21 protein-coding genes are annotated in these 22,449 nt (G+C 68.9%); 1 reads left to right on the top strand and 20 read right to left on the bottom strand.

Going from position 1 to position 22,449, the window contains the following annotated elements; translation table 11 throughout:
• Positions 1-5 precede the first annotated feature (5 nt).
• From AB0C78_RS13610 to AB0C78_RS13635, 6 genes are all read right to left on the bottom strand, one after another.
• Positions 6-1,127, bottom strand: a complete 1,122-nt coding sequence (locus AB0C78_RS13610; protein WP_360746536.1) for a hypothetical protein — start codon at positions 1,125-1,127, stop codon at positions 6-8.
• 4 nt (positions 1,128-1,131) lie between these two features.
• Positions 1,132-3,219: a methyltransferase, FxLD system gene (gene fxlM / locus AB0C78_RS13615; protein ID WP_360746539.1), complete on the bottom strand. Its 2,088-nt coding sequence runs from the start codon at positions 3,217-3,219 to the stop codon at positions 1,132-1,134.
• 30 nt (positions 3,220-3,249) lie between these two features.
• Positions 3,250-4,497, bottom strand: a complete 1,248-nt coding sequence (locus tag AB0C78_RS13620) for a lanthionine synthetase C family protein (protein ID WP_360746542.1) — start codon at positions 4,495-4,497, stop codon at positions 3,250-3,252.
• Positions 4,494-7,640 carry a lantibiotic dehydratase gene (locus AB0C78_RS13625; RefSeq protein WP_360746545.1) on the bottom strand — a complete coding sequence of 1,049 codons (3,147 nt, stop codon included), beginning with the start codon at positions 7,638-7,640 and terminating at the stop codon, positions 4,494-4,496. The genes AB0C78_RS13620 and AB0C78_RS13625 overlap by 4 nt, the downstream gene beginning before the upstream one ends.
• A gap of 64 nt (positions 7,641-7,704) precedes the next feature.
• Positions 7,705-7,869: an FxLD family lanthipeptide gene (locus AB0C78_RS13630; RefSeq protein WP_360746548.1), complete on the bottom strand. Its 165-nt coding sequence runs from the start codon at positions 7,867-7,869 to the stop codon at positions 7,705-7,707.
• A gap of 52 nt (positions 7,870-7,921) precedes the next feature.
• The gene (locus AB0C78_RS13635; protein WP_360746551.1) at positions 7,922-8,266 is read right to left on the bottom strand and encodes a hypothetical protein; all 345 of its coding nucleotides are present in this window, start codon (positions 8,264-8,266) and stop codon (positions 7,922-7,924) included.
• Positions 8,267-8,469: 203 nt separating this feature from the next.
• On the opposite strand from AB0C78_RS13635, the gene AB0C78_RS13640 reads away from it, so the two are divergent.
• Entirely contained in the window at positions 8,470-9,807 is a 1,338-nt protein-coding gene (locus AB0C78_RS13640) for a helix-turn-helix transcriptional regulator (RefSeq protein WP_360746554.1), read from the top strand.
• A 109-nt stretch (positions 9,808-9,916) separates the two neighbouring features.
• On the opposite strand, the gene AB0C78_RS13645 is transcribed toward AB0C78_RS13640, so the two are convergent.
• From AB0C78_RS13645 to AB0C78_RS13710, 14 genes are all read right to left on the bottom strand, one after another.
• A complete protein-coding gene (locus AB0C78_RS13645) occupies positions 9,917-10,747 on the bottom strand; it encodes an alpha/beta fold hydrolase (protein WP_360746557.1) in 831 nt (276 codons plus the stop codon).
• A gap of 63 nt (positions 10,748-10,810) precedes the next feature.
• Complete coding sequence (locus AB0C78_RS13650; RefSeq protein WP_360746560.1) at positions 10,811-13,594, bottom strand: BTAD domain-containing putative transcriptional regulator; 2,784 nt, start codon at positions 13,592-13,594, stop codon at positions 10,811-10,813.
• A complete protein-coding gene (locus tag AB0C78_RS13655) occupies positions 13,591-14,055 on the bottom strand; it encodes a pilus assembly protein TadG-related protein (protein WP_360746563.1) in 465 nt (154 codons plus the stop codon). Before AB0C78_RS13655 ends, AB0C78_RS13650 begins: the two co-directional genes overlap by 4 nt.
• Complete coding sequence (locus tag AB0C78_RS13660) at positions 14,052-14,441, bottom strand: TadE/TadG family type IV pilus assembly protein (RefSeq protein ID WP_360746566.1); 390 nt, start codon at positions 14,439-14,441, stop codon at positions 14,052-14,054. Before AB0C78_RS13660 ends, AB0C78_RS13655 begins: the two co-directional genes overlap by 4 nt.
• 65 nt (positions 14,442-14,506) lie before the next feature.
• Positions 14,507-14,902, bottom strand: coding sequence for a TadE family protein (locus AB0C78_RS13665; protein ID WP_360746568.1), 396 nt, complete (start codon positions 14,900-14,902; stop codon positions 14,507-14,509).
• A complete protein-coding gene (locus tag AB0C78_RS13670; RefSeq protein ID WP_360746571.1) occupies positions 14,899-15,123 on the bottom strand; it encodes a hypothetical protein in 225 nt (74 codons plus the stop codon). Before AB0C78_RS13670 ends, AB0C78_RS13665 begins: the two co-directional genes overlap by 4 nt.
• Positions 15,124-15,177: 54 nt before the next feature.
• Positions 15,178-16,068 (bottom strand): type II secretion system F family protein, encoded by an 891-nt coding sequence (locus AB0C78_RS13675; RefSeq protein ID WP_360746574.1) that lies wholly within the window; start codon positions 16,066-16,068, stop codon positions 15,178-15,180.
• A complete protein-coding gene (locus AB0C78_RS13680) occupies positions 16,065-16,952 on the bottom strand; it encodes a type II secretion system F family protein (RefSeq protein ID WP_360746577.1) in 888 nt (295 codons plus the stop codon). The genes AB0C78_RS13675 and AB0C78_RS13680 overlap by 4 nt, the downstream gene beginning before the upstream one ends.
• Positions 16,949-18,163, bottom strand: a complete 1,215-nt coding sequence (locus AB0C78_RS13685) for an ATPase, T2SS/T4P/T4SS family (protein WP_360746580.1) — start codon at positions 18,161-18,163, stop codon at positions 16,949-16,951. The genes AB0C78_RS13680 and AB0C78_RS13685 overlap by 4 nt, the downstream gene beginning before the upstream one ends.
• Positions 18,164-18,333: 170 nt before the next feature.
• A complete protein-coding gene (locus tag AB0C78_RS13690; RefSeq protein ID WP_360746583.1) occupies positions 18,334-19,110 on the bottom strand; it encodes a hypothetical protein in 777 nt (258 codons plus the stop codon).
• 1 nt (position 19,111) lies between these two features.
• A complete protein-coding gene (locus AB0C78_RS13695) occupies positions 19,112-19,696 on the bottom strand; it encodes an SAF domain-containing protein (protein ID WP_360746586.1) in 585 nt (194 codons plus the stop codon).
• 116 nt (positions 19,697-19,812) lie between these two features.
• Positions 19,813-20,592, bottom strand: coding sequence for a hypothetical protein (locus AB0C78_RS13700; protein ID WP_360746589.1), 780 nt, complete (start codon positions 20,590-20,592; stop codon positions 19,813-19,815).
• Positions 20,586-21,134: a hypothetical protein gene (locus AB0C78_RS13705; RefSeq protein WP_360746592.1), complete on the bottom strand. Its 549-nt coding sequence runs from the start codon at positions 21,132-21,134 to the stop codon at positions 20,586-20,588. Before AB0C78_RS13705 ends, AB0C78_RS13700 begins: the two co-directional genes overlap by 7 nt.
• Positions 21,135-21,363: 229 nt before the next feature.
• A complete protein-coding gene (locus tag AB0C78_RS13710; protein ID WP_360746595.1) occupies positions 21,364-22,158 on the bottom strand; it encodes a hypothetical protein in 795 nt (264 codons plus the stop codon).
• Between the last annotated feature and the right edge of the window lie 291 nt (positions 22,159-22,449).

Below are 22,449 nucleotides of genomic sequence, written 5' to 3' on the forward strand. Positions count from 1 at the left end.
CCCGGTCAGGACAGGGGCAGCTGGCCAGAGCTTGGTGCCGGGCGCCGGTTCTGGACCAGGACCGATTCGGCTGTGGCGACTGCTGCTCGCAGTCGCGCTTGAAGGTCCTGCGGCATCGATCCCTGGCCGAGACCGGATGCCTCTAGTACTTCGCGGAGCTGTAGCTGTTGCCGTGTCGGGAGGTGGCAGCCATGGCGAAGGATGTCGCGGGCGGCGGAGCCGTCTTCGGCGGCGACGGCCTGCTCGGCAAGGGCGACGGTGATCAAGCGGGTGGTGGAGGTCTCACGGCAGTCGGAGGCATCGATCAGAGCCAGGCCCAGGCGGGTATGGAAGGCGACCAGGTTCGGTGTCGGATGAAGCCGTTGCCAGCGGCGTACCGAATCGGCCGTGCTCGCCGCGAGCGGCTGGCCGGCGTGACGGCGATAGAGAACGGCCAGGCAACCTGTGACCGCTTCTTCGTGCGGGTCGCCTGCTTCTGTTTCCGCGAGGAGCCGGAGGGTTTCCTGGGTGGCGCCTGCTGTGAGGTGGGCTATTACGGCTACTTGGCGGCCGTCGAGCATGCGTTGGCCGACGCCTTTGTGGCGGCGGAGGTGGGCGAGGGCCTGTTGCCAGTTGCCGGTGCTGGTCAGCGCTCGGGTGCCGTCGGCGAGGTGGACGCTCCACAGCCATCGGCGCAGTTCTTGGTGTTCGTCCGGTGATCTGACGAGTACGGATAAGGGGACGGGCAGATCGTCGATGAGGACGTCAGCGTGTTGTTCGACGGCGTGGTGAAGGGCGTTCAGAAGGTCGAACGCGCTGGCGCCGTTGCCCTCCCGGATGCGTAGTCGCGCGAGGTTGATCAGCGGTTCGAGTGCCCGGCGGGCGGCCTTGGCGTCCAGTGGGCAGGCGCGCAAGTACAGGGTGGCGTGGCGGTGGCACAACTCGCGCGCGAGGTCCGGCATGCCGACATCGGATGCTAGGAGGGCGGCCTGGTTGTGGACGGTGGACGCGGCGGCCTGGTCCTCGGCTTGCGCCGCCGATTCGGCCAGGGCACAGAGCGCCGCCACGCGCGCGACGAGCGGTGCGCACGCGGGGCGGGCGCGTGCGACGAGCGGGAACCAGCGCAGTGCCGGTTCTGTGGCGTCCACGGAGTCACTCCCAGATGATCGTGATGGGGTGGTGTGGCCGGTCCAGGACGAAGCGGCCGGCCGCGGGGTCGGCCGGTGCGGGCGCGTCTTCGAGCTCGAAGTGGACAGTGCGGTGGCGGTAGCGGGTATCCCAGGTCCGGATCTCTTCGGCTACCTGGTGGGCCAGGTGGTGGCCGGTCGGGCCGTGGCCGATGACGCCGACCTCGTAGAGCTTGCGGTCGTCTGCGGCGGGCTCGGCGGGGCGGATGGTGAGGTAGGCCAGGTCCTGGTCGCGGACGGTTGCCATGGCGCCCCAGCCGAACATGGGCTCCAAGGTCAGACGCTGCTTGGCGTCGGGGTGGACGTTCATGCGCATCAGCGCGTTGTCCAGGCGCAGGCACAGCCACAGCTCCATCCACTCGAACGGGACGCCGGGCGGGAACAGCACGCCGGTCCAGGTCTCGTGCCGTTGGGTGTGCAGGACGTCGGCCATCGCCGTGGCGTCGACCGTTTGGTCTTTGTGGGTCTGGAGGGTGACGTCGTGTTGGGGGGTGAGGTGGATGTAGCGGCGTGCGTCGTCGCCGATGCCGCGTAGCGGCATGAAGACGGCCAGGCGGCTGTCGCGGCTGCGCCATCTGGTGTCGGCGCGTTCGAAGGTGATGCTGCGGGAGTTGGTGCCGCGTAGCCGCAGCGGGACGATCAGGCGTCCGTCGGGCGCGAGCTGGTCCATCCATGCGGTGGGGACTTCGTAGGCGCCGACGGTGGCGATGATGCGGTCGTAGGGGGCGTTGGCGGGGTGGCCGAGCGCGCCGTCGCCGAGGATGACCTCGACATTGGTGTTGCCGGCGACGGCGAGGTGGTCGCGGGCGCCGGTGACGAGGTCCTCGTCGACGTCGATGGTGGTGACGTGGCCGTCGTCGCCGACGATGGCGGCCATGATGGCGGCGTTGTAGCCGGTGCCGGCGCCGGCTTCCAGAATGCGTTGGCCGGGGTGCGCGTCGAGCTGGTCGAGCATCGCGGCGACCATCCACGGCTCTGAGGCGGCGCTGATGTTCACGCCGTTGTGGTCGGTCTTGGTGTAGACGGGCTGGTCGGCGTACGCCTGTTCGAGGGGGACGCCGGGGAGGAACAGGTGCCGTGGCGTCTGCCGGAAGGCTGCCTCGGTTCGCGCGTTGCACAGCACGTCGCGCTTGCGCAGCCGGTCGGTGAGTGCGTCCCGTAGCCGGTCGGCGGACAGCAGGGAGTTGTCGTCGCTGAGCGTAGTCATCAGGTGGACCTTAGTAGTTGAGGTGGTGGGAGCGAGCGATTCGCTGACGGGGTTGTCGAAGACGACGCCGGCCGCCAGATTCGCGAGGATGCCTTGGTCTGTGGTGGACACGGAGGCTCGGTTCCCGTGGAAGATGACATGGTGGGCGAGGACGGCGCGGAGCCCTCGTGACAGCCGTCCTTGAGAAGCGAGAACGGCCATGTCACGGCCCGCTTGTTCGAAGGCGGTGAACCAGCCGCATTGGTCGGTGAAGGGCTGGTCGCCGGCTGGAAGGCGAAGGCCGCGGGGCTCGGCGGTCATGAGGAGCCGCATGGAGTGCCTGAGCGGGGCGACACGTCCGGGATCGAGTACCGCGGAGTCCACCAGCCGGAGTTCGGCCACCTTCATCCAGACGTCGCCTTGCTCGTAGAAGTCCAGCCCGGCGGCGCGGAACATTGCGCTGCAGAGCAGGACCGTGGTTTCGCGCTGACCCACGGCCGGGTCGGTGCGTCGCGCAGCTCGCGTGAGGATGTGGCGGCTGTCGTGGTGGAAGAGCGTGTGCGCGACGTCCATCGCCGCCTCGCCGCCGAAGGCCCCTGTCTCCGGCTCGTAGATGCCGGATGTCCAGCCGTTGATCCGGCCGAGCGCTGTGAGCTTGGTCAGCAGGTCAGGGATCGGGCCGGGATCGGAGGTGTCGGTCCGGTAGCGCAGCCGCCACGACTTCTTGCGCAGGAACCACCAGTCCCGGAGACGACCGTCGTGTCGGGCTGCCTGCAGCGCCGGGCGCAGATCGTGGGCAGCGACGGTGACGGCTGTCGCGCGGTCGGGGAAGGCGATGTCGAACTGGTGCCAGCCAGGTGCGCGCATTTGGAGTGGTGTCCTCGCGAGTAGGGGTGATCAGGCGATGAGCAGGCATGTGTCCCAGGTCGTTCTGGGGATGGTGGCGGGGTTGGAAAGGACCAGAGCGATACCGGCCGCGCCTTCGAGGAGGGCGGGCTCGAGTTCGGCCTCCTCACCGCTAGGGAGGGCGGCGCAGGTGGAATGGAGGAGACCCGATAGCTGAGCGTGAAAGCGAGGTGCGCAATCCGGGGCGGCGTCGGCGGCGACCCAGGCAGCGATGTGGATGATGCCGACTTGGCCGTGGCACAGCGACGGGTCGCCGTGTTCGGGATGCTGAACGGAGTTGGCTAGGGCTTGCAGCAATGCCTGCTCGGCCATCGTCCGGCGGTCGCCGTCGCCGGTCACCAGGGCGGCGAGTTGCTGGGCGCGGGCCAGGCCCGCGGTGCCGTAGCACCAGCCAGGGCGCTGTGAGCCGGTGACGGCCCGGTGCCCGGCGCGCAGTTGCGGACGGTTGACCCAGTACGGCCAGACCGGGCCGGTCGGGGCGGTAACGCGCCAGCGATCGAGCCAGGCGCAGATCCGGTCCATCGCGTCCTGGTGGCCGTCCACGACGTTGCCGTGTTGAGCGGCCAGCGCGAGCAGGGCGAGGGGGCCGCCGATTCCGTGGGCGAGTCCGGAGTTGGCGTGGCCGTCCCTGAACCGGGCGTCGAGGCGCCCGTCGGGGCCGGTGTCGGTCCACCAGCCTGGCAGCGTCTCGTCGTCGACGGTGATCGGTTCGGTAAGGCGCACCAGGTATTCAAGGATGGCCCGTAGCGGCTTTCCGCATTGATCGCGGCGGAGGAGGTAGGAGCCGATGCCGGTCAGGCCCCTGATGACGTCGAACTCGGCCAGGGTGGGGAGCCGGCTGGCGTCGATGCGGGCATGGGCGGCGTCGACGCGGGCGCGGGCGTCGGCGCTGATCACACTGTCGAGGCGATCGAGGGCTTCCTGGTAAGTGCCGGGACGCTGCTCGGCGGCGCAGTTGAGGGCGTGGGCGACGGCGGGGGCGCCGTAGAACAGATGACTGTCGGCTCCGCTGGTGAGCGGAGCGTGGGTGGCGTAGGCGAGCCAGTCGTGGGCGCGCTGCCACGAGCCGAGTCCGGCAGCGGCACGCTCGATATGCAGTAGCGCGACGCCAGGCGCTCCGTGGGCGAGCGATTGACGCCACCATGGGCGCCGCACAAGGTGGCCCGGGACGGCATCAGGGTGTGCCAGGCGGTCGGCGATGGCGTCGGCGAGTTCGCGGATGGGATAGCGGCTGGTCATCGGCATCCCCCCGTGGTGCGGGCCGTCCACGACAGCGCGGCGGAGCGGGCGAGGTGGAGGCCGACGGCTTCGTCGTCGAAGTCGATGCCGCAGGCCCGTACGAAGGTCACGTGCATGAGGGACCGCAGGACCTCATCGGTCAGGATGCCGCGGGTGTGGGGGCCGGGCAGGTGGGCGCGGTACTCCGCAATGGCCTGGTGGCGCGGCTTCCACGCTTCGGCGATGGCTGCGCCACCGGGTGCGGAGCGCAGGGCGGCCCATTCATCACTGGGGTCGGCGATCCGGACGGCTTGGCTGAACACCGGGCGCGGAACCTTCGCCGGCGCGGCGGCCGGGACGTTGTCGACCAGCCACCGCATGCCCGTGGCGACGTCCCCTGCGAAGGCCACGGCGATCGCGACGATGTGGGCGGCCACCAGGGCTTGTCGGTGCGGTCGCTGCGGCAGGCCGAGTTGGATGAGCAACGCGCGTGAATCGGCGCCGAACACCTTCTGGGCCGCTGCCCACGCTGGGCCGGAGCCCCATCGGCCGGTCTCGGGACGCGAGGTCGGATACGTTACCTCGCGCAGCAACCCCTGAAGGCGGAGTTCGTCCGCCCAGGCGCTGACCACGCCGACGACATCACCGAAGGCGGCCCGGTCGGGCAGTGCGATGCGCAGCCGCAGATGGTGGTCCGGATCGCGGTAGCGGACGAACCACCAGTCCGGTGGTGCTTCGAAGCGCGAGAGCAGATCCGGCAGGTGCTCGGCGAGGATGACGTCTTGACGGTGGACGGCCCCATAGAGGCTGGCAAGGACCACTGGGGACGTGCCCGGCGTCTGGCTCTGGTCGTGTCGGCCGACGATCCGTTCACGCGAAGGCGTCGGCAGCCGCGGCCATCGCGGGGGTGTGTCGGCGACGACGGGCACGATGATCTCGTGCGCTCGGCCATCACACCAGCCGGTGGATTCCGGAGTGGGCGCCTCGGTCAGCAAGGCATGGGAGGTCGTCCTCAGGTGGGTCCGCAGGAGGACGCGGTGCCCGGGTTCGTCCATATCCAAAGGCAGCAGCCGGTCGCCCTCGGACAGATGCACCCGGCGGGGTAGGCGGCGGCCGGTTCGCCAAGCGGACAGGGCCTGGTCCCACACCTCCCACCGTTGCGAGTCGGCTGGAAGGTCGGCCGCTGCAAGCCGCCATCGTGCTGGCGAGAGGATCGTCCGTCCATGGCGGAGGCGAGGAAGGAACGGCAGGCGGGCGGCGGCGCCCCAGTCGAACGTCGTCACCTGAGCACATTGAGCGCGGCTCAACTCGGTCAGGAAACGCGCGAGCGGAGGTGTATGGGTCTTCAGGTTCAGCGCGTGCAGCCCGGACGCTTCCAGCCGCCGGCCTCGTGCCGGGTCTGCCAGGTACAACCTGCGGCCGTCGCAGCCGACCGCCAGGTCGTCGACGGTCAGGGCGGTATCGCCGGCCGGGCGTTGCTCGGCGAGACTGATCATGGTCGAGAGCGTCTGCGGTGTGCGGGTCACGTGCGCGGTCGCCGGATCCAGCGGCGGGAACGACAGTTGCGCCGGGACGGTGTTCTGGTCACTGGCCGGGAGATTCGACAGACCAGCGGTCAAGGCGGTGGCGTCCCCGGGAGTGAGGACGCTCAGAAAGCGGCCGGTCAAGACTCCGGCGGCACGTGACACCGACACCACCTCCAGCGTGAAGGCCCCTCGGCGCAAAGCGCTCTCGTCCACGGCATTCACCCGGACGCCGAGCTCCAAGTGCGGCGGTGGGCGACGCTGGTCAGGCCCCAACTCCAAGGCGGTGATGAGTTCATCGTCCATCGTCACCTCGTCACGGCCGTCGATCGCCGCGTTCTGGGCCAGGGTGAGGAGTAGCTGGTCGCGGTCCGACAGTGCAGGGGGCCGGGCAGGTGTCACCGTGCCCGGATAGCCGTCAGGCCAGCCGATACCGCTGTCGCTCACCACGTCCAAGACCGGTACCAGTGACCCGATACCGAAACGTTCGTAGAACCGCTGGTGGTAGGCACGCCATGTCGGCGAGCCAACGGGGAAGGGACTCACGCGCGTGAGCGCCCAAACGGCGTCTTCGATCTCCCGTGCGACCTCGCGGGGTAGGACCACCGACGCGTCCAGCCGCAGGTCAACCGCTAACGGATGCTTCTCCGACGCGGCCAGGTCGCTCATCCGTTCGGCAGCGGCGCCGCGGAGAGCCGGTCCCGCCTCCTGAGGGCTCCGATTGTGCTTCTGGAGGAGATCGTGGATCTCGGCGAGCCCGAAGACCAGATCGGCAATCGGCGCCACCGAAGAAGCGTCGGCTCCGTGTAGCTGGCCCAGCAGGTAGCCGAGTGCGTCCGGCTCGGTGCTCGGCGCCTGCAAGCTCGTGATCAGGGCCCCGCGCCTCACCAGCTCGGTCAGCATCGCGGTGATCCGCGGCATGCCGGCTGAAGGGAACTCTGCTTGCAGCTTGGCGCTCAGATCGTCGAAGCCGATCGGCGCGTCCGCCCATTGCACTGCGGCCCGTACCGCCGCGCTGTACCGCAGCGACACCTCCGCAGCACCCGTTCCCCGTCCCGTGACGAGGGGCTGGTAGGGGACGATCAATCGGTCACCGCGCACCATCAGCGTCGTGTTGGCGACGACCGGCAGACGGCCGAGGAGCTCCGCGCAGCTCTCCAACCGGACGATGACGCTGACCAACCACTCCGTGCCGGCGCGGACAACGGCCCGATGCCGAGCACCCCAGCGCACGCAAGAATCGTCGCCGAACGACGCGGACGCGACCCCGCCGAAGAACCCGAACGGCATCGCGCGTCCCACCAAGCGTTGCAGGTAACGGGCGACGGAGAGCACGGCTCGTCGAGTCGCCCGAACTCCCGGGTCCTGCGCAGCGCACAGAATGCCCACCTGACGCGCGAGCGCCGGACTGGCGTGCCCCAGTGCCTCGGCGACGTCGTCAATCTCCCAGACGGCCCGAAGCCAGGCGATCCACGCGGGCACGCTCGCGGACGTGGAGACGGTCAAGTCCGGCCAGGGCGGAAGAGCCGGCCCCTCGTAGGCGGCAGCACGGAGAAGCGCAGCATCCGACGCCCGGAAGACGGCCGGACGGGGGGAAGCACGCACGGGAACCTCCGAAGCGACGATGCGGATATCGGCCATGGCGCCGCCGCAAGGAGATCCTTACGGCGGCGCCGGCGCGCTGGCGCGAGTGTTGACGCGCTGGTCAGACGGCGCCGCTCACGCAGGCCCCGCAGGTGCTGGTGCATCCGTCGTCGGTCACGTTGACGAGGCCGGCGGGGTCGGCGATCTCCAGCAGGCGCACGTCCAGGTCGAACGCGCCATCGGCGTCGGCCGTGCGTGTCTCGGTCTCCACGGGCTGGGGGCTCATGCTTCCTCCGTTTTCCTTGCAGGGGTGATGGATCCTGAACTCGCGGGGTGGTTCATGGGTCGGACGGCGCCGCACGAATTGGGTGGTTCCGGCTGCGCAGTGGCTGAGGAGCCTCGCTGCGAGCCCGCATACGGTCGGCAAGCTTGCGTGCGGCCACTCCAGGAACGTCTGTCGGGACCACGGCGACTGGCAGCCCCAGGGCGTCATCGCTCATGAGGACGAAGACGAACCCGCCTTCGACACGCGGGCTGGCCACCACCTCGGCGGAGCGGCTTTGCCGCTGCGGTTCCCACACTCGCAGCGTGACCGGGCGCAGCGCCTCCTCGACTACGCGGGCGCGGAGGCCGAGACGCTCGAGTTCGACGGCCAACGCCAGAAGCAGGCCTCGTGCGCGCACCTGCGGCTCCTCCTGGTCCGTCGAAGCGGGCGAGAAGCTCGTGCTTCTGGGGCGAGCGGGAAACATTGACCGGTCCTCTCACCAAGGTCAGCCGCGCATGTGAACGTGGACGCAACAAACCTCTCTCCCTCCTCGATGTAGGGGGAGAGCCCGTTCGCAGGCCCTTACCTGGCCCCTGGCGGCCTAGACGGAGACCACAGGTCATGAGCATCGCTGCAGAACTTCCGGCGCTCCTGAAACAGCTCCGGGAGCAGGCCGGAATGTCGCAGTCGGATCTCGCCGCACGCCTGTGCGCCATCACCGGCACCGCGACCGTCACCCGAGCCGAGGTGTCCCGATGGGAACGGGGACGGCGCCGACCCGAAGCGTGGCTCGCCGCGCTGGGGGCGGCGCTCGGAGTCGACCGTGCTGTACTGGAGGCCGCGGCCGGACGCGATCGGCGGTGCGCCGTTCCCGATGCGCGAGGCGTGTGGGCTGATCAAGCCGCTGCCGAAGCCCCGACCGCTCCGCGAACCGGATCGGTCGAAACCGATAATGAGTGGACCCAGGTGAGCGAACTGCTACGCCGGACATTTCTCAAGCGCGGTGTCGCTGCGATCGCGCTGCCGACGGTCGGTGTCGGGGAGCTCCAGCACATTGCTGCCGCTCTTGAGGACTCCCGTCGATACGCGGACTCGGCGCTGGTCGAGCACTTTCGTCGCTGCATCGACGAGGCGGCCGGCCTCGACCGCACCGTCGGCGCCGCCGCCGGTATCCCAACCGTCCTCGGCCTGGTCACTGCTATCGACCAAACCGCTCGCGACGCCCGACCCGACGTCCGCCGCGAGCTCCTGCGCACCGCCGCACTCGCCGCCGAACTCCTCGGATGGTTCTACCGCGACCTCGGCGCCGGGCCACCAGCGGGATACTGGCGAGACCGGGCGATGGAGTGGGCCCAGACGGCCGCCGACTCGGCCATGCAAGGCTATGTCCTGCTGAAGAAGGCACAGGCGGCCTGGGACGAACGAGACGCCGCCGAAATGATGACCTTCGTCCAAGCGGTCAAAGAGGGACCGTGGCATCTGCCGCCACACGTGCTGGCAGAAGCCGCACAACAGGCGGCGCGGGCTCACGCCATGCTCGGCCAGGACGTCAACGCCATGGAAACCGAGATCGAGCGAGCTCGCGAGCTTCTCACCGGGGCCGCCTCTCCAGGAGGGATCGGATCCCACTTCAACGAGGCCCTCTTCGAGTTGCAGGTGGCTATCTGTCACACCGAGGCAGGGCAACCGGGCCGTGCCCTCGAACTCTATGAGGCCAACCTGACCAAGGCGGCATTCCCCAAGCGCGACTTCGGGTACTTCCTGTCCCTCAAAGGCGCGGCATACGCCGCCGCCAAGGATCCCGACAACGCCGCCATGTCAGCGCTATCCGCGTTGAAGATCGCAAGGGCGACCAACTCTGCTCGAACTCACCGAGAGGTACTGCGTGTCGTCGGCCAACTTCATGCCTGGCCGCAGCGTCCTGCGGTCCTGGAACTCCGGGAAGCCGTCCTGGCATGACCCGAGTCCGGAAACGCGACGCTGCCGGAGGAGCACCGGTTGAGCCGGTCTTGCTGCCGGGATGAGTGATGACGTCTCGACGTCGATCAAGGCTGATCAGAGCCATTGCTCACAAGCTCGGCGCGGACCGTAGCCAGTCGGCGATGGTGGTGATGCTTTCGGCCTGCCACTTCTGGGTTTGAGGGTCCTGGTACCGGGGGTCATCGTGTACGGCTATCCCGTGCTGGGCTCCCTCGATCTCGCTCAGGCGAGCCTCGCCGCCGAAGCGTCCGACCGCGTCTCGTGATGAATCGATCGAGATGAACGTGTCCGCGGTGCCGTGCAGGATCAGCGTCGGTGCCGTCACCTCACCGAGCACCGCGTAGGGCCGGAGGTAGAACAGCTCGTTCAGGAGCGGTCGGCCCAGCTTGAACGTCGGCGAGTGCGCTAGGACGCCTTGCGTGGCCAACTGCTGAGCCGCCTCGTCGTCGAGGTGGTCGTCGTGCCAGTAGGTCTTCTCGTCGATGAGACGGCGCTTGTGGTGCAGCAGCGGATTGATCAGGACGAGCCTGTTGACGAGGTCGGGGTGATGGGCCGCGAGGAAAGCGGCAAGACCGCCGCTGAAGCTCGCGGCGAGCAGGTTCACGGGCTTCCCGGCGTTGACTTTCTGCGCTTCTTCGACGGCTGCGCGGATGTCGTTCACGACGCCGGAAAGGGTGAGGGACTGCATCTCGCCTTCGCTTTGCCCGTGGGCGCGCAGATCGAACCGGAGCGAAGGCAGCCCCGCCGCTGCCAGCCCTGAGGCCAGTCGGGCGAAGAAGCCGCCCTCCTCACGTGTCACACCGCCGCCGTGGACGAGCACCGTCGCGGCTCCTTGGACGCTGTCGGGCTCGACTAGCGTGCCGGCCAAACGCAGCCCGTCCAGGCTTCGGAAGGTGATGGTGGTGACGTGTTCGGTCATGTAGCGAGCCTCCGTCACACGAACTGCGTGGGTCAACGCGTGGTGGTGTCGGCTGATGGAGGCTCACTCCGATGCGTTGGTCGGACGGCGCGTTGCCAGGGGACCTGGCTGACGGAGGTCGGTCAGGAGCCGGAGGGTCTCTTCGTTGGCTTCCGCGTCGATCTCCTCGAGGCGGAGCGTGAGGAGTTGGTAGGTGCGGTGGACGGCGTCTGGGCGGCCGAGTCGTGCCTGCAGGCGCATGATGTCCTGGTAGAGGGGCTCGGTGTAGAGATCGAGGGTGATGGTCCGTTCGAGCGTGGCGAGAGCCCGCTCGGGATCCTCTTCCTTGATGAGTTGAACGAAGTTCCCCAGAGCGTCGACGACGGTGCGGCGGAGGTGCTCACGGTAGGTGTCGGCCCACGCGAAGTCGAAGTCGTCGGCGAACCCTCCGGTGTAGAGATCGCTGACCCGGGCGAGCGCATTGATCCGGTTGCCGGCGTCGTCGTCGGCTACGGCCCGCTTGGCCTCCGCGAGAGTGGCGGTCAGTTGCCAGAGGTCGACGTCGACCAGGTCGGGATCGATGCGGTACCGGCCGGCGGCGTGGATGAGGTACTTGGGTTCGTTGAGGCCGGTCGCGGTACGGAGGACTCCGCGGATGTTGGTGGTGGCGGTGTTGAACTGGTTGACCGCGGACTGGGGCTTGAGGTCTGGCCAGAGTGCACCGATGGCTTGATCGCGGGTGACGCCCTTGGGGTGCAGGGCGAGGTAGCCGAGCAGGTGCCTCGCGCCTTTCCGTAGGCCGGTGGTGATGGGGCCGTCGGGTGTGTGCAGAAGAACGGGACCGAGTACTTGAAGGCGGGCGGGGGCCTGATGCCCTTCGGGCATGCAGCGGGGCGACGGGACGAGGCCGGTCACGCTGGGCGAGATCGGTTCAGGCGGCGTGTCGGTGCTCGGCTGAGACACCGGGACATCGGGTTCGCTGCCGTTGGCGGTTTGGATGGTCTGCAGCATGCCGGCGGCGTCGTCCGCGGTCAGGTGGAACAGGCGTGCTTGGGTGAACTGGTCGGCGTCGGGGCCGTGGGCTGTGGTGACGGTGCCGTCCGCAGCGAGGTCCAGATTGGTGCCGGATGCCCAGGTGCCGAGGACGAGCGCGCCGATGCAGTAGCGGCGGCCGAGTGCCGCGAGGGCGTGCACGGCACCGTCTCCGTGCGCAGGGACCGTCGTCACCAGCAGCATTGTCGGCAGAGGCTCGCAGGGGTCCTCAATGCGCAGGGCGGGTACGTCAGGCAGCTCGTTCGCCTGGAGCATCCGGCCGCGGCGCAGGAGCTCGGCCTCCAGGTGATCGGTGGCCTCCCTCAGGGACGGCGTGATGATCAGTCCCTCGAGTGCCGTGGACAGGCCGGCGATGTCGGCACCGGGGAAGAGCATCTGTGCGTCGGCCTGCGGAATGATGATCTCGGCGCGGTAGCGGCGGGCCTTGGGCGCGAGCTCGGTGGCGATGGCACGGACCGCGGCGTGGGCGCCGTCTCCGGACAATCCGAGGCTGAGGCCCGGCAGGGGTACGGCGACAGGGCGGTCGTCGCGGGTGCCTATGACGAGGGAGTTGGGCTCGTCGGTCAGCAGCTCTTCAAGGGCGAGTTCGCGGTCGGACGGTAGCGGGGCGTCGCGGTCGGCGTAGGTTGCCATGTGGGCCTGTCGGGCCTTCAGGACCGGAGCGGGAATCGGTGGCTCGGCCGGGCTTCCGTACGAGGTCGGGTCGGTGTTGATCGGGCGTCGGAGCCGTCGGTGCAGGCGGGTGGCGGCTACGGCGGCGCTGAGCGCGACGGCGAGACCGAGGCCGATGCGGGAGCCGGACGGCAGGGTGACCGCCAGCGGCGAATGGTGGTCGTCCTGGTGGCGGGGTGTGGACGGCCTTGGGTTGGCTGGGTTGTCGGCGGGTGGCGCCACGACCGGTGTTGGCACTTGCGATGGAGTCGTCGCTGTTGACGGCGATCGAGACGGCGCTGGCGCTGGGGCGCCGGTCGTCTTGTGCTGTTGGGACGGCGTGGAGTGTGCGGTTGTGCCTGCCGAGGTGGTCCGCGACGGTGAAGACGCACTGTCTGGTTCGCCGAGCCGCGGGAGCCGGACGCGCTGGCCTGGGTAGAGGGTGTCGGGATCGGTCAGGGCGGGGACGCCGTCAGGCTGGTCGACGTGTTGGCTGCTTTCGAAGATCTTGGGGTAGAGGACACCTGAGCCGTAGGTGCGCTGGGCGAGATCCCACAGGGTGTCGCCCTGCTGGACGGTGTGAGACCGCCAGGGATGTTCGGGCCGTGGCGCGGGTGGGGTCTGGTCGGCCAGCAGCGGGGTCCAGTCGGATGTCGTCGGCTGCGGTGCCGGCGCCTTCTTTGAGTGCGTCGGATGGCCCGGGTTGTCGGGCTCTGGATCGGCAGCGGCGTGGACGCCGGTGGCGGCGTGCGTCTGCGCAGCGGCGGACGCCGAGTTGGCGATGGACGCGACGGTGGAGAAGGCCAGCGTCGCCGTGGTGACCAGATCCCGGACCAGTTGCTGCAGCGGACGGATCGGGCCCCGCGGAATCGCCGTGGAGCAGTCGGCCAGGTACCCGATCACTTCGGCAACGCACGTGAGGGCGAACAGGAACCATGTACCCCAGCTGATCAGCTCGATGATGGCGAGGAAGACCCGGTTGTCGTCGTCCGGGCGCATCAGGATGATGCGGATCTCCTCCCAGGACGGAATCCTGCCCGGGATGGGAGATCCGGTCATCTTGTACATCGCGATCGGGAATCCGACGAGCAGGCATAGGAACAACGTCAGAGCGCTGAGCCCGCGCGCGAAGTCGGCGAGGCGACTGGTGCCGGTGTAGGTCACGGCTGGTGGGGTCCTTCCACTCCGGTGGTCAGGTTGGCGGTCGCGTCAGCGTCGGCGTGCAGGGTGGAGATCCCGATCAGGGAGAGGAAGCGTGCGGGCCGGGTGATCGTGACGTGGACGCGGATGGTGTGGGTTCCGGTGGTGGTCGCGGTGCCGGTGTAGCCGTCGGCGCGCAGGTAGGTGCGGGCGGCGCGTAGCGCGGCTTGGCGGTCGACGACGAACCGGCCCCGTTCGTAGGCATGGTCGAGGTCGACGAGTCCGGCACCGGCGCGGGCGGCTTCCTCGGCGGCGGTGCCAGCGTCCTGCCGGGCTTCCAGGACCTGTTCGAAATCGACGATGGCGCCGAAGAACACCAGGACGACCAGGGTAATGATGACGGCGAAGACGCTGACACTTCCGCGATCAGCTTTCGCCAGGTGTCCGAGGGCGCCCGGCGGCGGCGCCGGCGTGCACGTACTCATCGGGCAGCTCGGTACGGGTCGATGGGCGATTGATGTGTCTCGGTCACCGGTCGAGCCCCCGGCATCCAGGTCAGCGTGAGGTCGCTGAGCCGGATCACGCAGGTCACGCGCGCCGACACCGTGGCCGGTTGCCCGACTGGGCGGTGAAAGCCGGACAGGTCGAGCCGGACGGACGGTGTGCAGTGCAGGCCCCGGTCGTGCAGGGTGTGCATAGCGCTGGCGGTCGCGTCGGCGCGGGCTTGTCCGGCGGTGCGGGCGATGGACGCTTGGCGGGCGGCGTCGGCAGCGGCCTGCGCAACCACTGCGCTTCCGTGCATGACCCGCATGGCCACGAGTAGCCCGGCGAGGAGCGCGATGAACAGCGGCGCGAGGATGGCGGTCTCCACCACCGCATTTCCCGCGTCCCCTGCCAAGGCGGCGTCCTGTCTGAATGTGTTCCGACGTCTCGGGGTCATGCCGGTCCGGGAATCGTGAACCGTTCCCGGGCGCCGCGAGCCGTCCTCGACACGGTGAAGTTGACACCCGGCAACAGCGACGGAGCGATGCCGGTCACCCGAACGGAAATGGTGTTCGCGCCCGACACGGTGATGGTCGGTGTTTGCAGGATGGGCTCGTCGCGGGCGAAAGACGCCGCAGCGGCGCGGCCGCCAGCGAAGGTGCCCTGGCGGGCGCGGGCGACGCGCAGGCCTTCTTCGGCGGCCGACTGGGCGACATCGCGGGCCACCGACACCATCGCCGCCTGTGCGAGCGCGAGGAACAGCACCCCTACGGCTGGAAAGGTGATCGCCGCCGCGACGGTCGCCGAACCTTCGTCGCGCTTTCGCCGGCTGGTGTTGCGCGGGTTCACGGGCCGGTGGATCCGGGGATCTTGTTGATCCAGCCGTGCACCTTGCTCGAGACGGCCATGTAGACCACGAACGCCAGCCCGGCGAACCCCGCGACGATGATGATCGTCTCGACCACCCCGGAGCCCCGGTCGCCGCGGTTCCGCAATTCGGCGACGAGTCGTCGTCCTAGTTCTTGGGCGGCGAGCGCGGCGCGCATCACCGCAGCCTTGAGCGTGTTCATCGTCCCCCGATGTGTCGTACGTGCGGAGTTCTGGCGTGCTGGACGCCCGGCACTTCAGCCGGATGCCAGGAGTTTGGAGAAGAACGGGAAGCCGACCAGGATCACGAAGCCGAGCATGAGCAGGCTGGTCGGCACCCACATGGCAGTGGTGCGGGAGTTGGCCTCGGCGCGTGCTGAGGCGGACGCCTCGTGCCGCATCGAGTTGATCTTGGCGACCAGGACGTCGTGCATCTTGGCGCCCTCGTTGCCGGCGATCTCGGCGGTGTGGGCCAGGTCGATCAGGTCGCGGACGCCGATCTCCTCACCTAGCCGCGATAGGGCGCGCCAGGGCTGCTCCTGGCCGTGCCGGGCTCGGGTGAGCGCCTGGTGGACGCGCTGGAACGGCCATCCGCTGCTGATCTTCGCCGGGTCCTCCAATGCGGCGTTCAAGGCGGCGCCGGCTTGGCGTTCGAGGACGACGAGCTGGAGGTAGGAGGAGAAGGCGTAGCGGAAGTCGCGGCGGCGCTGGCGGGCCTGCGAGCGCACGTTCCAGTCCGGAACGAACCACAGGACGGCGGCGAGAACGAGCCCGCTGATGACCGGGAACTTCCATGTCGGCGAGCCTCCGGCCAGCGCGACCAAGCCGCTGAAGATCAGCGGGATGATGAGACCGGCGACGAACAGGACCAGCTTGTCGAGCATGAACCGCTCGACCCGGCGTCCAAGCAGCGCCAGGTCAGTGCGCGGAATGGCGAGCGCACCGGCCGGACGAGCAACACGTCCGGCCAGCCACCGGCCGAGGCGCTCGCCCATGCTCAAGCCGTCGGCCGGTGGCGCGGGGAGCAGCGTGGGCTGGATACGGGCCAAAGCCGCGTCCAAGCGCGGAGGCGGAGGCCACAGCTCGCGGACGAGCATGATGACGCCGACGGTGCCCAAGCCTCCGGCGACAGCAGCAGCCCCGATCATAGGTCCGCTCCCTGCGCGACGGATGGTGGGCGGTCGGTGTGCATGAACCTCGCCCCGGTCGACAGCACGGAAAGCCGCCGCATCCACCAGAGGCCGGCCCCGTAGATGGCCGCGACCACGGCGAGCACTGTCTGCCCGAGCGCGGTGCCATAGGGAGCGGCGAGTGTCTGGGACGAGGCGAACAGCACGCTCAGGGCCATGACCGAGCCCACGATGACGATCAGCGTCGTGCGCAGTCCGGCTCGTTCGGCTTCGACATCCCGGCGGACGAGGACCTCCTGTTCGACGGCGTTGGCCAGCAGCCGCAACGCCTCGCGCGTACCTGGGCCGCGACGCCGGGCGGCCAGCACCAGCGCGCAGGCGATCAGATCGCCGATCGGGTCGTCCAGTTCGTCGGCGAACGCCCGCAGCGCCTGTTCGGTGTTGGCGTGGTTGTTCAGTCTCGTGGCCAGCACGGTGACCGGCCTGCGAATCGCCTCGGGCGCGATCCGGGCACTATCGGCCAGCGCCTGCTCCAGGCCCCGGCTGGCGCCCATCATCTCTGCGAGCCGCCGCGACCATTGCGCCAATGCGTCCAGCCGCGCGATCCGGTGCTGCGGCGCCCGTCCCGACAGCATCGGCGGCACCGCGTACACCCCGGCCGCCACCGCCACCGCGGCGACCGGCCACCAGGACGTGAAGAGCACCAGCAGCCCGGCCGCGAGCGCGGCCAGCAGCCGGTTCCGCCGACCCGGCCATGCCGGTGAGCGGACCAGCAACTGCAGCCGGGACGGCGGCCGGGGCACCGCGCCCGCAGGTTCACCTCTCCGGAACCCGATCACCAGTCCGATGACACCGGCGGCGGCGCACAGACCCGAGAAAGCGGCGGGCAGTATCGCCATCATGACCAGCTCCCGCCCGCGATGACTGCGTCCGACTCCAGCAACGTTGGGTCGAAGCCATGCCGGTTGAGTTCGTCCAGCAGCCCGGTACTGACATGGCCCCCGGACGCCGTGGCGCGGCCGTCGGGTCCCCGGTTGAAGATCAGATTGCGGGTGGGCTCGGCCGAATCGGCGGGCGGGCCGACTTCCATCACCTGGGACACATACCGCTCGTTGCCGGCCGCGTCGCGTTCGAGGTGGACGACGAGGGGCTGCGCGAGCCCGAACATCAGGTGCAGGTCCTCCGCCGCGAGCCCGAGGCCGGCGCGGCGGCCGAGCTGGACGACGCGACTGAACACGTGCTCGGGCCGGTGAACGTGAAGCGTGCACATTGAGCCGCGCGCCCCGGAGTACATCACCTCCAGCATCGGCGCCAGCTCCCCATGGCGCGCCTCGCCCACGATCACGCGGTCGGGATTGAGCCGCAGGCAGGCCGGGACGAGGTCCTGCAGGCGCACCTCACCGGCGCCTTCGGCGTTGGCCTGGCGTGCCTCCATCGCGACGACATCGTGGTGCCGGTGCGCCAGGCGCGGGTCATCCAGGAACAACTCGAAGTCGCTCTCCAACGTGATGACCCGCTCCTCAGGCGGGATCTCGTTGGCCAGCGCCCGCACCAGGGTGGTCTTGCCGGTGTTGACCTCGCCGCACACGATGATGTTCCGCCGCGCCCGGATCGCCGCCCGTAGAAAACGCTCCAGCGGCTCGGTCAGCGTGCCGAGACGCGTGAGTTGCGGGAGCGTGACGTCTACGAGACGGTGCACGCGGATCGCCAGATGCGGACGCCGCGACACCCAGCCCACCACCGCGAGCCGGACCCCATCCGCCAGCGCGACGTCCAGCAGCGGCGAAGCATGGGAGAACTCCCGACCGGTGTTGCCGCGCCGCGCCAGCAACTGCACCCATTCGAGGAGGTCATCGTCGCTCTCGGCGACCTGCGGACCGGGCTTCTTCGAGCCGTCGGTGAAGGTGATCCAGGTCTGATGGCAGCCGTTGACGACGATGTTCTCCACATCGGAACGCTCCAGGTAGGGCTGTAGCGGCCCGAGACCGAAACGCCGGTCGAACACCGCACGCGCTATCTGCCTCTGCTCCTCTGCGGACACGACGCGACCGGACTGCACTTGCTCGTCCGCCCACGCCTGCACCTGGGAGTCGATGAGCTGGCGTGCTCGCACGCGGTCCACACTGTCCCCGAGGACGTCCGCCAACTGCGCCGACACACGCCGTACCGCCGCCCAGAGGGCGGCCCCGCTCTCAGTCGTCCACGTCTGGGGTGCACTGCCTGCGGAGACCGATGAGCCGTCCCGGACTCTCCGTAGATTCGCGGACGGCCAGCCGGGCGCGGTCACAGGGCGGCTCCCTCAAGCGCCGGGACGGCGTCCGAGCGCATGGCCGCGGTCGACTTGATCTTTCGGCCCAGACTGCCGAGTGATTGCATCAGCATCGAGGTCCGGAAGGTCACGCGGCGGCGGGCGCCATCGGACAGCACCCGCGCTTCGGATGGCGCGTACGGCAGTTCGCGCAGCACCGGTACACCGAGGACCCTTTCCACCTCCGCCGGACCGTAGGAACCGTCCGCGATCAGGCACAATCCCACGGGCGCTCGATCGCCGAGCAGTTCCTCCAGCGCTTCCAGGCGGGGCCGGGCCGCGTCGACCTGCTGCAGCGTGGGCTTCAGCACCATGACGACCGCGTGAGCGGCCCGCAGCAGTTCGGTCGGTGTGTCGCTGCCGCCTACCCTTCCCAGGTCTGCGATCACATCGCCGTCTCGAGCCACTGCCGCTGCGGCCAGTCCGTGCCACAAGTGCTTCAGCAGGGATCCGTGCCGTGGGTCACGCAAGCCGTGCAGGAGTTCGACGCGGTCGTCGTCCGTGATCGGCACGACGTACTCCTCCAACGGGACAGGCGAGTTCGCCCTGGTGTCGGCTGCCATCGCCAGCCCGAGCAGCCCAGGGCCGGCGGATTCGTTCATCCGATTGGCCATGAATCCGGGCAGGACACGGCGTCCCGCCGGATCGCATTCGGCCAGCAGGACGCTGCCAGGCCACGTCAGAGCCAGGCCCAGCGCCGTGGTGGTCGCCCCCGGCGACCCACCCGGCGAGATCACGCAGTACAGCGCCATGTCAAGCTGGCCTCTCCGTCACTACGAGCACCACCAGCCCGGCCGCCGCTTCGCGGGCCACGGTCGAACTGTCCGAGTCGGCCACCACCAGCGACACCGTCATCGCACCCTCCGCGTCGGGTCCGTTGACCTCGTCGACCACCGCGGGCACGTCTCGCAGGCCAGCGTTCTGGCGGCTCGGCGCGCCGGCGTCCGACTGATCCTGGTTGCCGGAGGTGAACACGACCCGCACTTTCCAGCCCGATGTCAGCCCCGGCGGCGTCGAGCTCGACTTCAGTGGGACGGTCACCAGTGCTTCGCCTCGCTGCGGGCTCGGCTGCTCCGTCAGCTGCCCTGCGGCCAGAAGTGATCCCTTTCGCAGGCCGACCGCCGTCCTGCGGCCGACGACGGCTCGGAGTTGCCGTCCCGGAACGGTCGCGACGGCGGGATCGACCGCCACCCGCGTCACCCGAAGGTCGGCTGGGGCGAGCTTGTGTCCCATCGGGACATCGCCTGCCAGCAGCACGACGGGAACGCGGTTCCCGGAAGCCTGGACCATCTGCACGTTCGCGATCACAGCGATCAGCACCAGGACCGCCGCAGCCACGATCCGCAACGGTCGGCGTTGCCGCGGCAGCCGCGGCAACCGTCCCGGCGCTCCCGGCTCCCGGCCACGGACTCCCTTCGACAGAAGTGGTCTGCGCAGTGTGCTCGTGGTCGATTTCATGACCTTCCTCGTCCGTACAGGCTCTGCGCCTCGGCCACCCGCAGGCGAAACATGGTCGAACGCGTCAGCGGGGGCAAGGCGCCGCCTGATCCGTCCGAACCTCGCCAGGTGCCGCCCCACGTCGCCGACACCCGCACGCGATACGCATGACCGGGTTCGTGAAGAGACGACTCCTGGAAGGTGTAGGAGCAGTTGGTGTGCTGTGCCGCGGCTGGCCGCGACTTGTCATACGCGGCGCCGGGGCCGGGGCATCGGACGACCGGCCGCCCGTAGCCCGGATCGATGGTCGTGGTCTGCAGGCGGGCGGTCACCTCCACCCAGACGCCGCGAGCTGCGACACGTCCGTTCCGTGTATTCCCGTTGGTCACCCAGAACCATTCCGGCAGACCCACCAGCCCGTCCGAGCCGCGTGGTGGAGCCGTCCGCACCACCGGCGCGGGAATCGGCATCCGCGCCCACTTCTCCAGCGCCAGCTCGCCGGGCGAGACCTTGCGCGCCTTACCGCCTTTGTGTGCCGGCTCGCAGACCTGGACGTCGTCACTCAACGTCCGGCAATCGTGCGCTCCCATCTCGTCCGGTTCCTCGGCCGCATGAGCAGCGGACTTCGGAGCCGCCGGCGAAGAGGCCGACGGGTTCCCGTCGTCGCCCGCCCCGAACTTGTAGTTGTAGATGTTGGTCGTCGGCGGAATCGGATCACGAGGTGGCGGAGCCATGAGGGAGGTAGTGGAGGCGATGACGCCCATGAATATGGGAACCAGCGTCTCCAAAGTCAGCACCCCTCCCCGAGCGTGATACTTTTGCTGACCCGCCACTTCCCATCACGCCCCTTTATCAGCAGGGCTTTGGTGTTGTCCTCTGTGACGCCCCGGTTGACCTTCTTCTGCTTGGCCGAATTGAAGAGACCGGCATTTCGGGTGTCCTGGCAATCGAGTATCGTGGCGCCGTTCGCGGTGAGTTGAAGGCTCGTCACATGCACGATGACATTGCCGTAGGTCGTGAGATGTTGCTTCTTCATCACGGCGATGCGTTTCAGCACTCGCGAGAGTTGAGGTTCGGCCATGACGGCGGCGAGTTGCTGCCTCCGGGAATCGGCGGGCAGAGAGTCCGCCCGGTCCAGCATCCCGACGAAGCTCCGGTAAGCCAGTTCGGCTGCCTTCGCGTCGGCCGCTGATGAGGAGCCCAGAGACGTCCTGGAATCGGTCGGCGATGGCAGGGCCACAGCCTGTTGCCTGCCGCTGCAACCCGACAATGCCAAGACGATGCCCGCCGCACCGAGCAGGCAGACGAAAGGTACCGGACGCCGACCGATCCCAGGCAAGTCTCCACCTCCACGTTTCTGATCATTGACGTGCGCTCTCACGTGCTACCGGGGCGGGATCGTGATTGCGACGTCGAGCGATCGTAGGCGTACGGGACGGCACTTTCCTTCATGTCACGCCGTCATGAGGGTAAATCCCCGTACATCTGAGTCCAGCCGCATCGACTTGCATGGCAATATCGCCCTATATGCCGTTGATGTGAAGCGATCTTCGTGGCTATCCGAGAGGTCACATTTCCGAACCGGGGAAGATGCCCTCCGCGGAGATGCGGCCGTCGCGGATCGCGGCGGCGAGCTTGGCTTCGGCGGCCCGCCGGCCTGTGTACAACCGCCACGCGGCCACGGCCCAGGCCTGCGCGATGTCCTGAACGGACCGGCCGTCCAGCCGCGTAGCGATGATCAGTTCCGCTTCCTGCGAGCTGATGATGTCCTGGTGCGCTGCGTCCCGTACGAGGACGGCCAGGTCGGCGTCCGCTGCGGGCCTGTGTTCGCCCAAGTCGCAGGGATCGATGGGCAGCTCGCGGGTCGCGCGGCAACGCGCACGGAAGGCGCCCTTGCGCGCCCACCGCATCAACCGTGCGGCGATGTACGGATTGTGGAGGTTGATGCGGGCGAGCTGCGCGACGAACTCGGTGAGCATCTCCGACACGATGTCGTCGATGAGCCCGTGCGGGCTGGTGCGGATGACCTGGGCGGCCGTGGCCTTCAAGCCCGGCATCGCGACTCCGACGCATCCGACGACCCACGCCGGGTCGCCCATGCGCGCACGGATGACGAGAGCGCGCCAGGCTGCATCCTTCAGCGCGTCGGATGCGGTCTCGGCCAGCAGCAGCGTCCGCAGCTCGCCCAAGTCCACAGACCGGGCGGGCAGGCCGTGTCCGATGGCACGTCCGTCCATGGCCAGCGGATGCGGGTCCGTGGTCAGGAGCTGGAAGGAACGCTCGGCGACGTTCAGCGCGCGGCCGGTGTTGGTGTCTGCGGCCGTACCGGCGAGGTGCTGGTCCTGGTTCTTGTGGTTGGTCATGACGCCCCCGAAGGTCGTGACGATTCGATGGCGTCAGGTGTCTGATGAGGCACATGCACTTCATGAGCACTTCGTGAGCAGCACGGGCTGCTCACGAAGTGCTCACGATCTGCTTAGAATCGCTCTGACCTGCACGGACACGGCCGAGTGGCTCGTGCTTACGTGCCGTCGGTAAAGTCGCGTCCGTGCTTAAAAGGTCGCCTACCTGGGCGTTCACCACCCGCAGGATTCCTCGGTAAAGGATCAGCAGCGGCCCTGGCCTGTGCCCGGCCAGCCGGCGGCGTGACCGTC

Origin of the sequence: Actinomadura sp. NPDC048394, assembly GCF_040651755.1 — a bacterium.
Lineage (GTDB): Bacteria > Actinomycetota > Actinomycetes > Streptosporangiales > Streptosporangiaceae > Spirillospora > Spirillospora montaniterrae.

Coding starts and splice junctions, on each gene's coding strand:
- fxlM (WP_360746539.1), bottom strand. CDS start 3,219: ATGCGCGCACCTGGCTGGCACCAGTTCGACATCGCCTTCCCCGACCGC.
- AB0C78_RS13620 (WP_360746542.1), bottom strand. CDS start 4,497: ATGACCAGCCGCTATCCCATCCGCGAACTCGCCGACGCCATCGCCGAC.
- AB0C78_RS13625 (WP_360746545.1), bottom strand. CDS start 7,640: ATGGCCGATATCCGCATCGTCGCTTCGGAGGTTCCCGTGCGTGCTTCC.
- AB0C78_RS13630 (WP_360746548.1), bottom strand. CDS start 7,869: ATGAGCCCCCAGCCCGTGGAGACCGAGACACGCACGGCCGACGCCGAT.
- AB0C78_RS13640 (WP_360746554.1), top strand. CDS start 8,470: ATGAGCATCGCTGCAGAACTTCCGGCGCTCCTGAAACAGCTCCGGGAG.
- AB0C78_RS13645 (WP_360746557.1), bottom strand. CDS start 10,747: ATGACCGAACACGTCACCACCATCACCTTCCGAAGCCTGGACGGGCTG.
- AB0C78_RS13655 (WP_360746563.1), bottom strand. CDS start 14,055: ATGAGTACGTGCACGCCGGCGCCGCCGCCGGGCGCCCTCGGACACCTG.
- AB0C78_RS13670 (WP_360746571.1), bottom strand. CDS start 15,123: ATGAACACGCTCAAGGCTGCGGTGATGCGCGCCGCGCTCGCCGCCCAA.
- AB0C78_RS13675 (WP_360746574.1), bottom strand. CDS start 16,068: ATGATCGGGGCTGCTGCTGTCGCCGGAGGCTTGGGCACCGTCGGCGTC.
- AB0C78_RS13680 (WP_360746577.1), bottom strand. CDS start 16,952: ATGATGGCGATACTGCCCGCCGCTTTCTCGGGTCTGTGCGCCGCCGCC.
- AB0C78_RS13690 (WP_360746583.1), bottom strand. CDS start 19,110: ATGGCGCTGTACTGCGTGATCTCGCCGGGTGGGTCGCCGGGGGCGACC.
- AB0C78_RS13710 (WP_360746595.1), bottom strand. CDS start 22,158: ATGACCAACCACAAGAACCAGGACCAGCACCTCGCCGGTACGGCCGCA.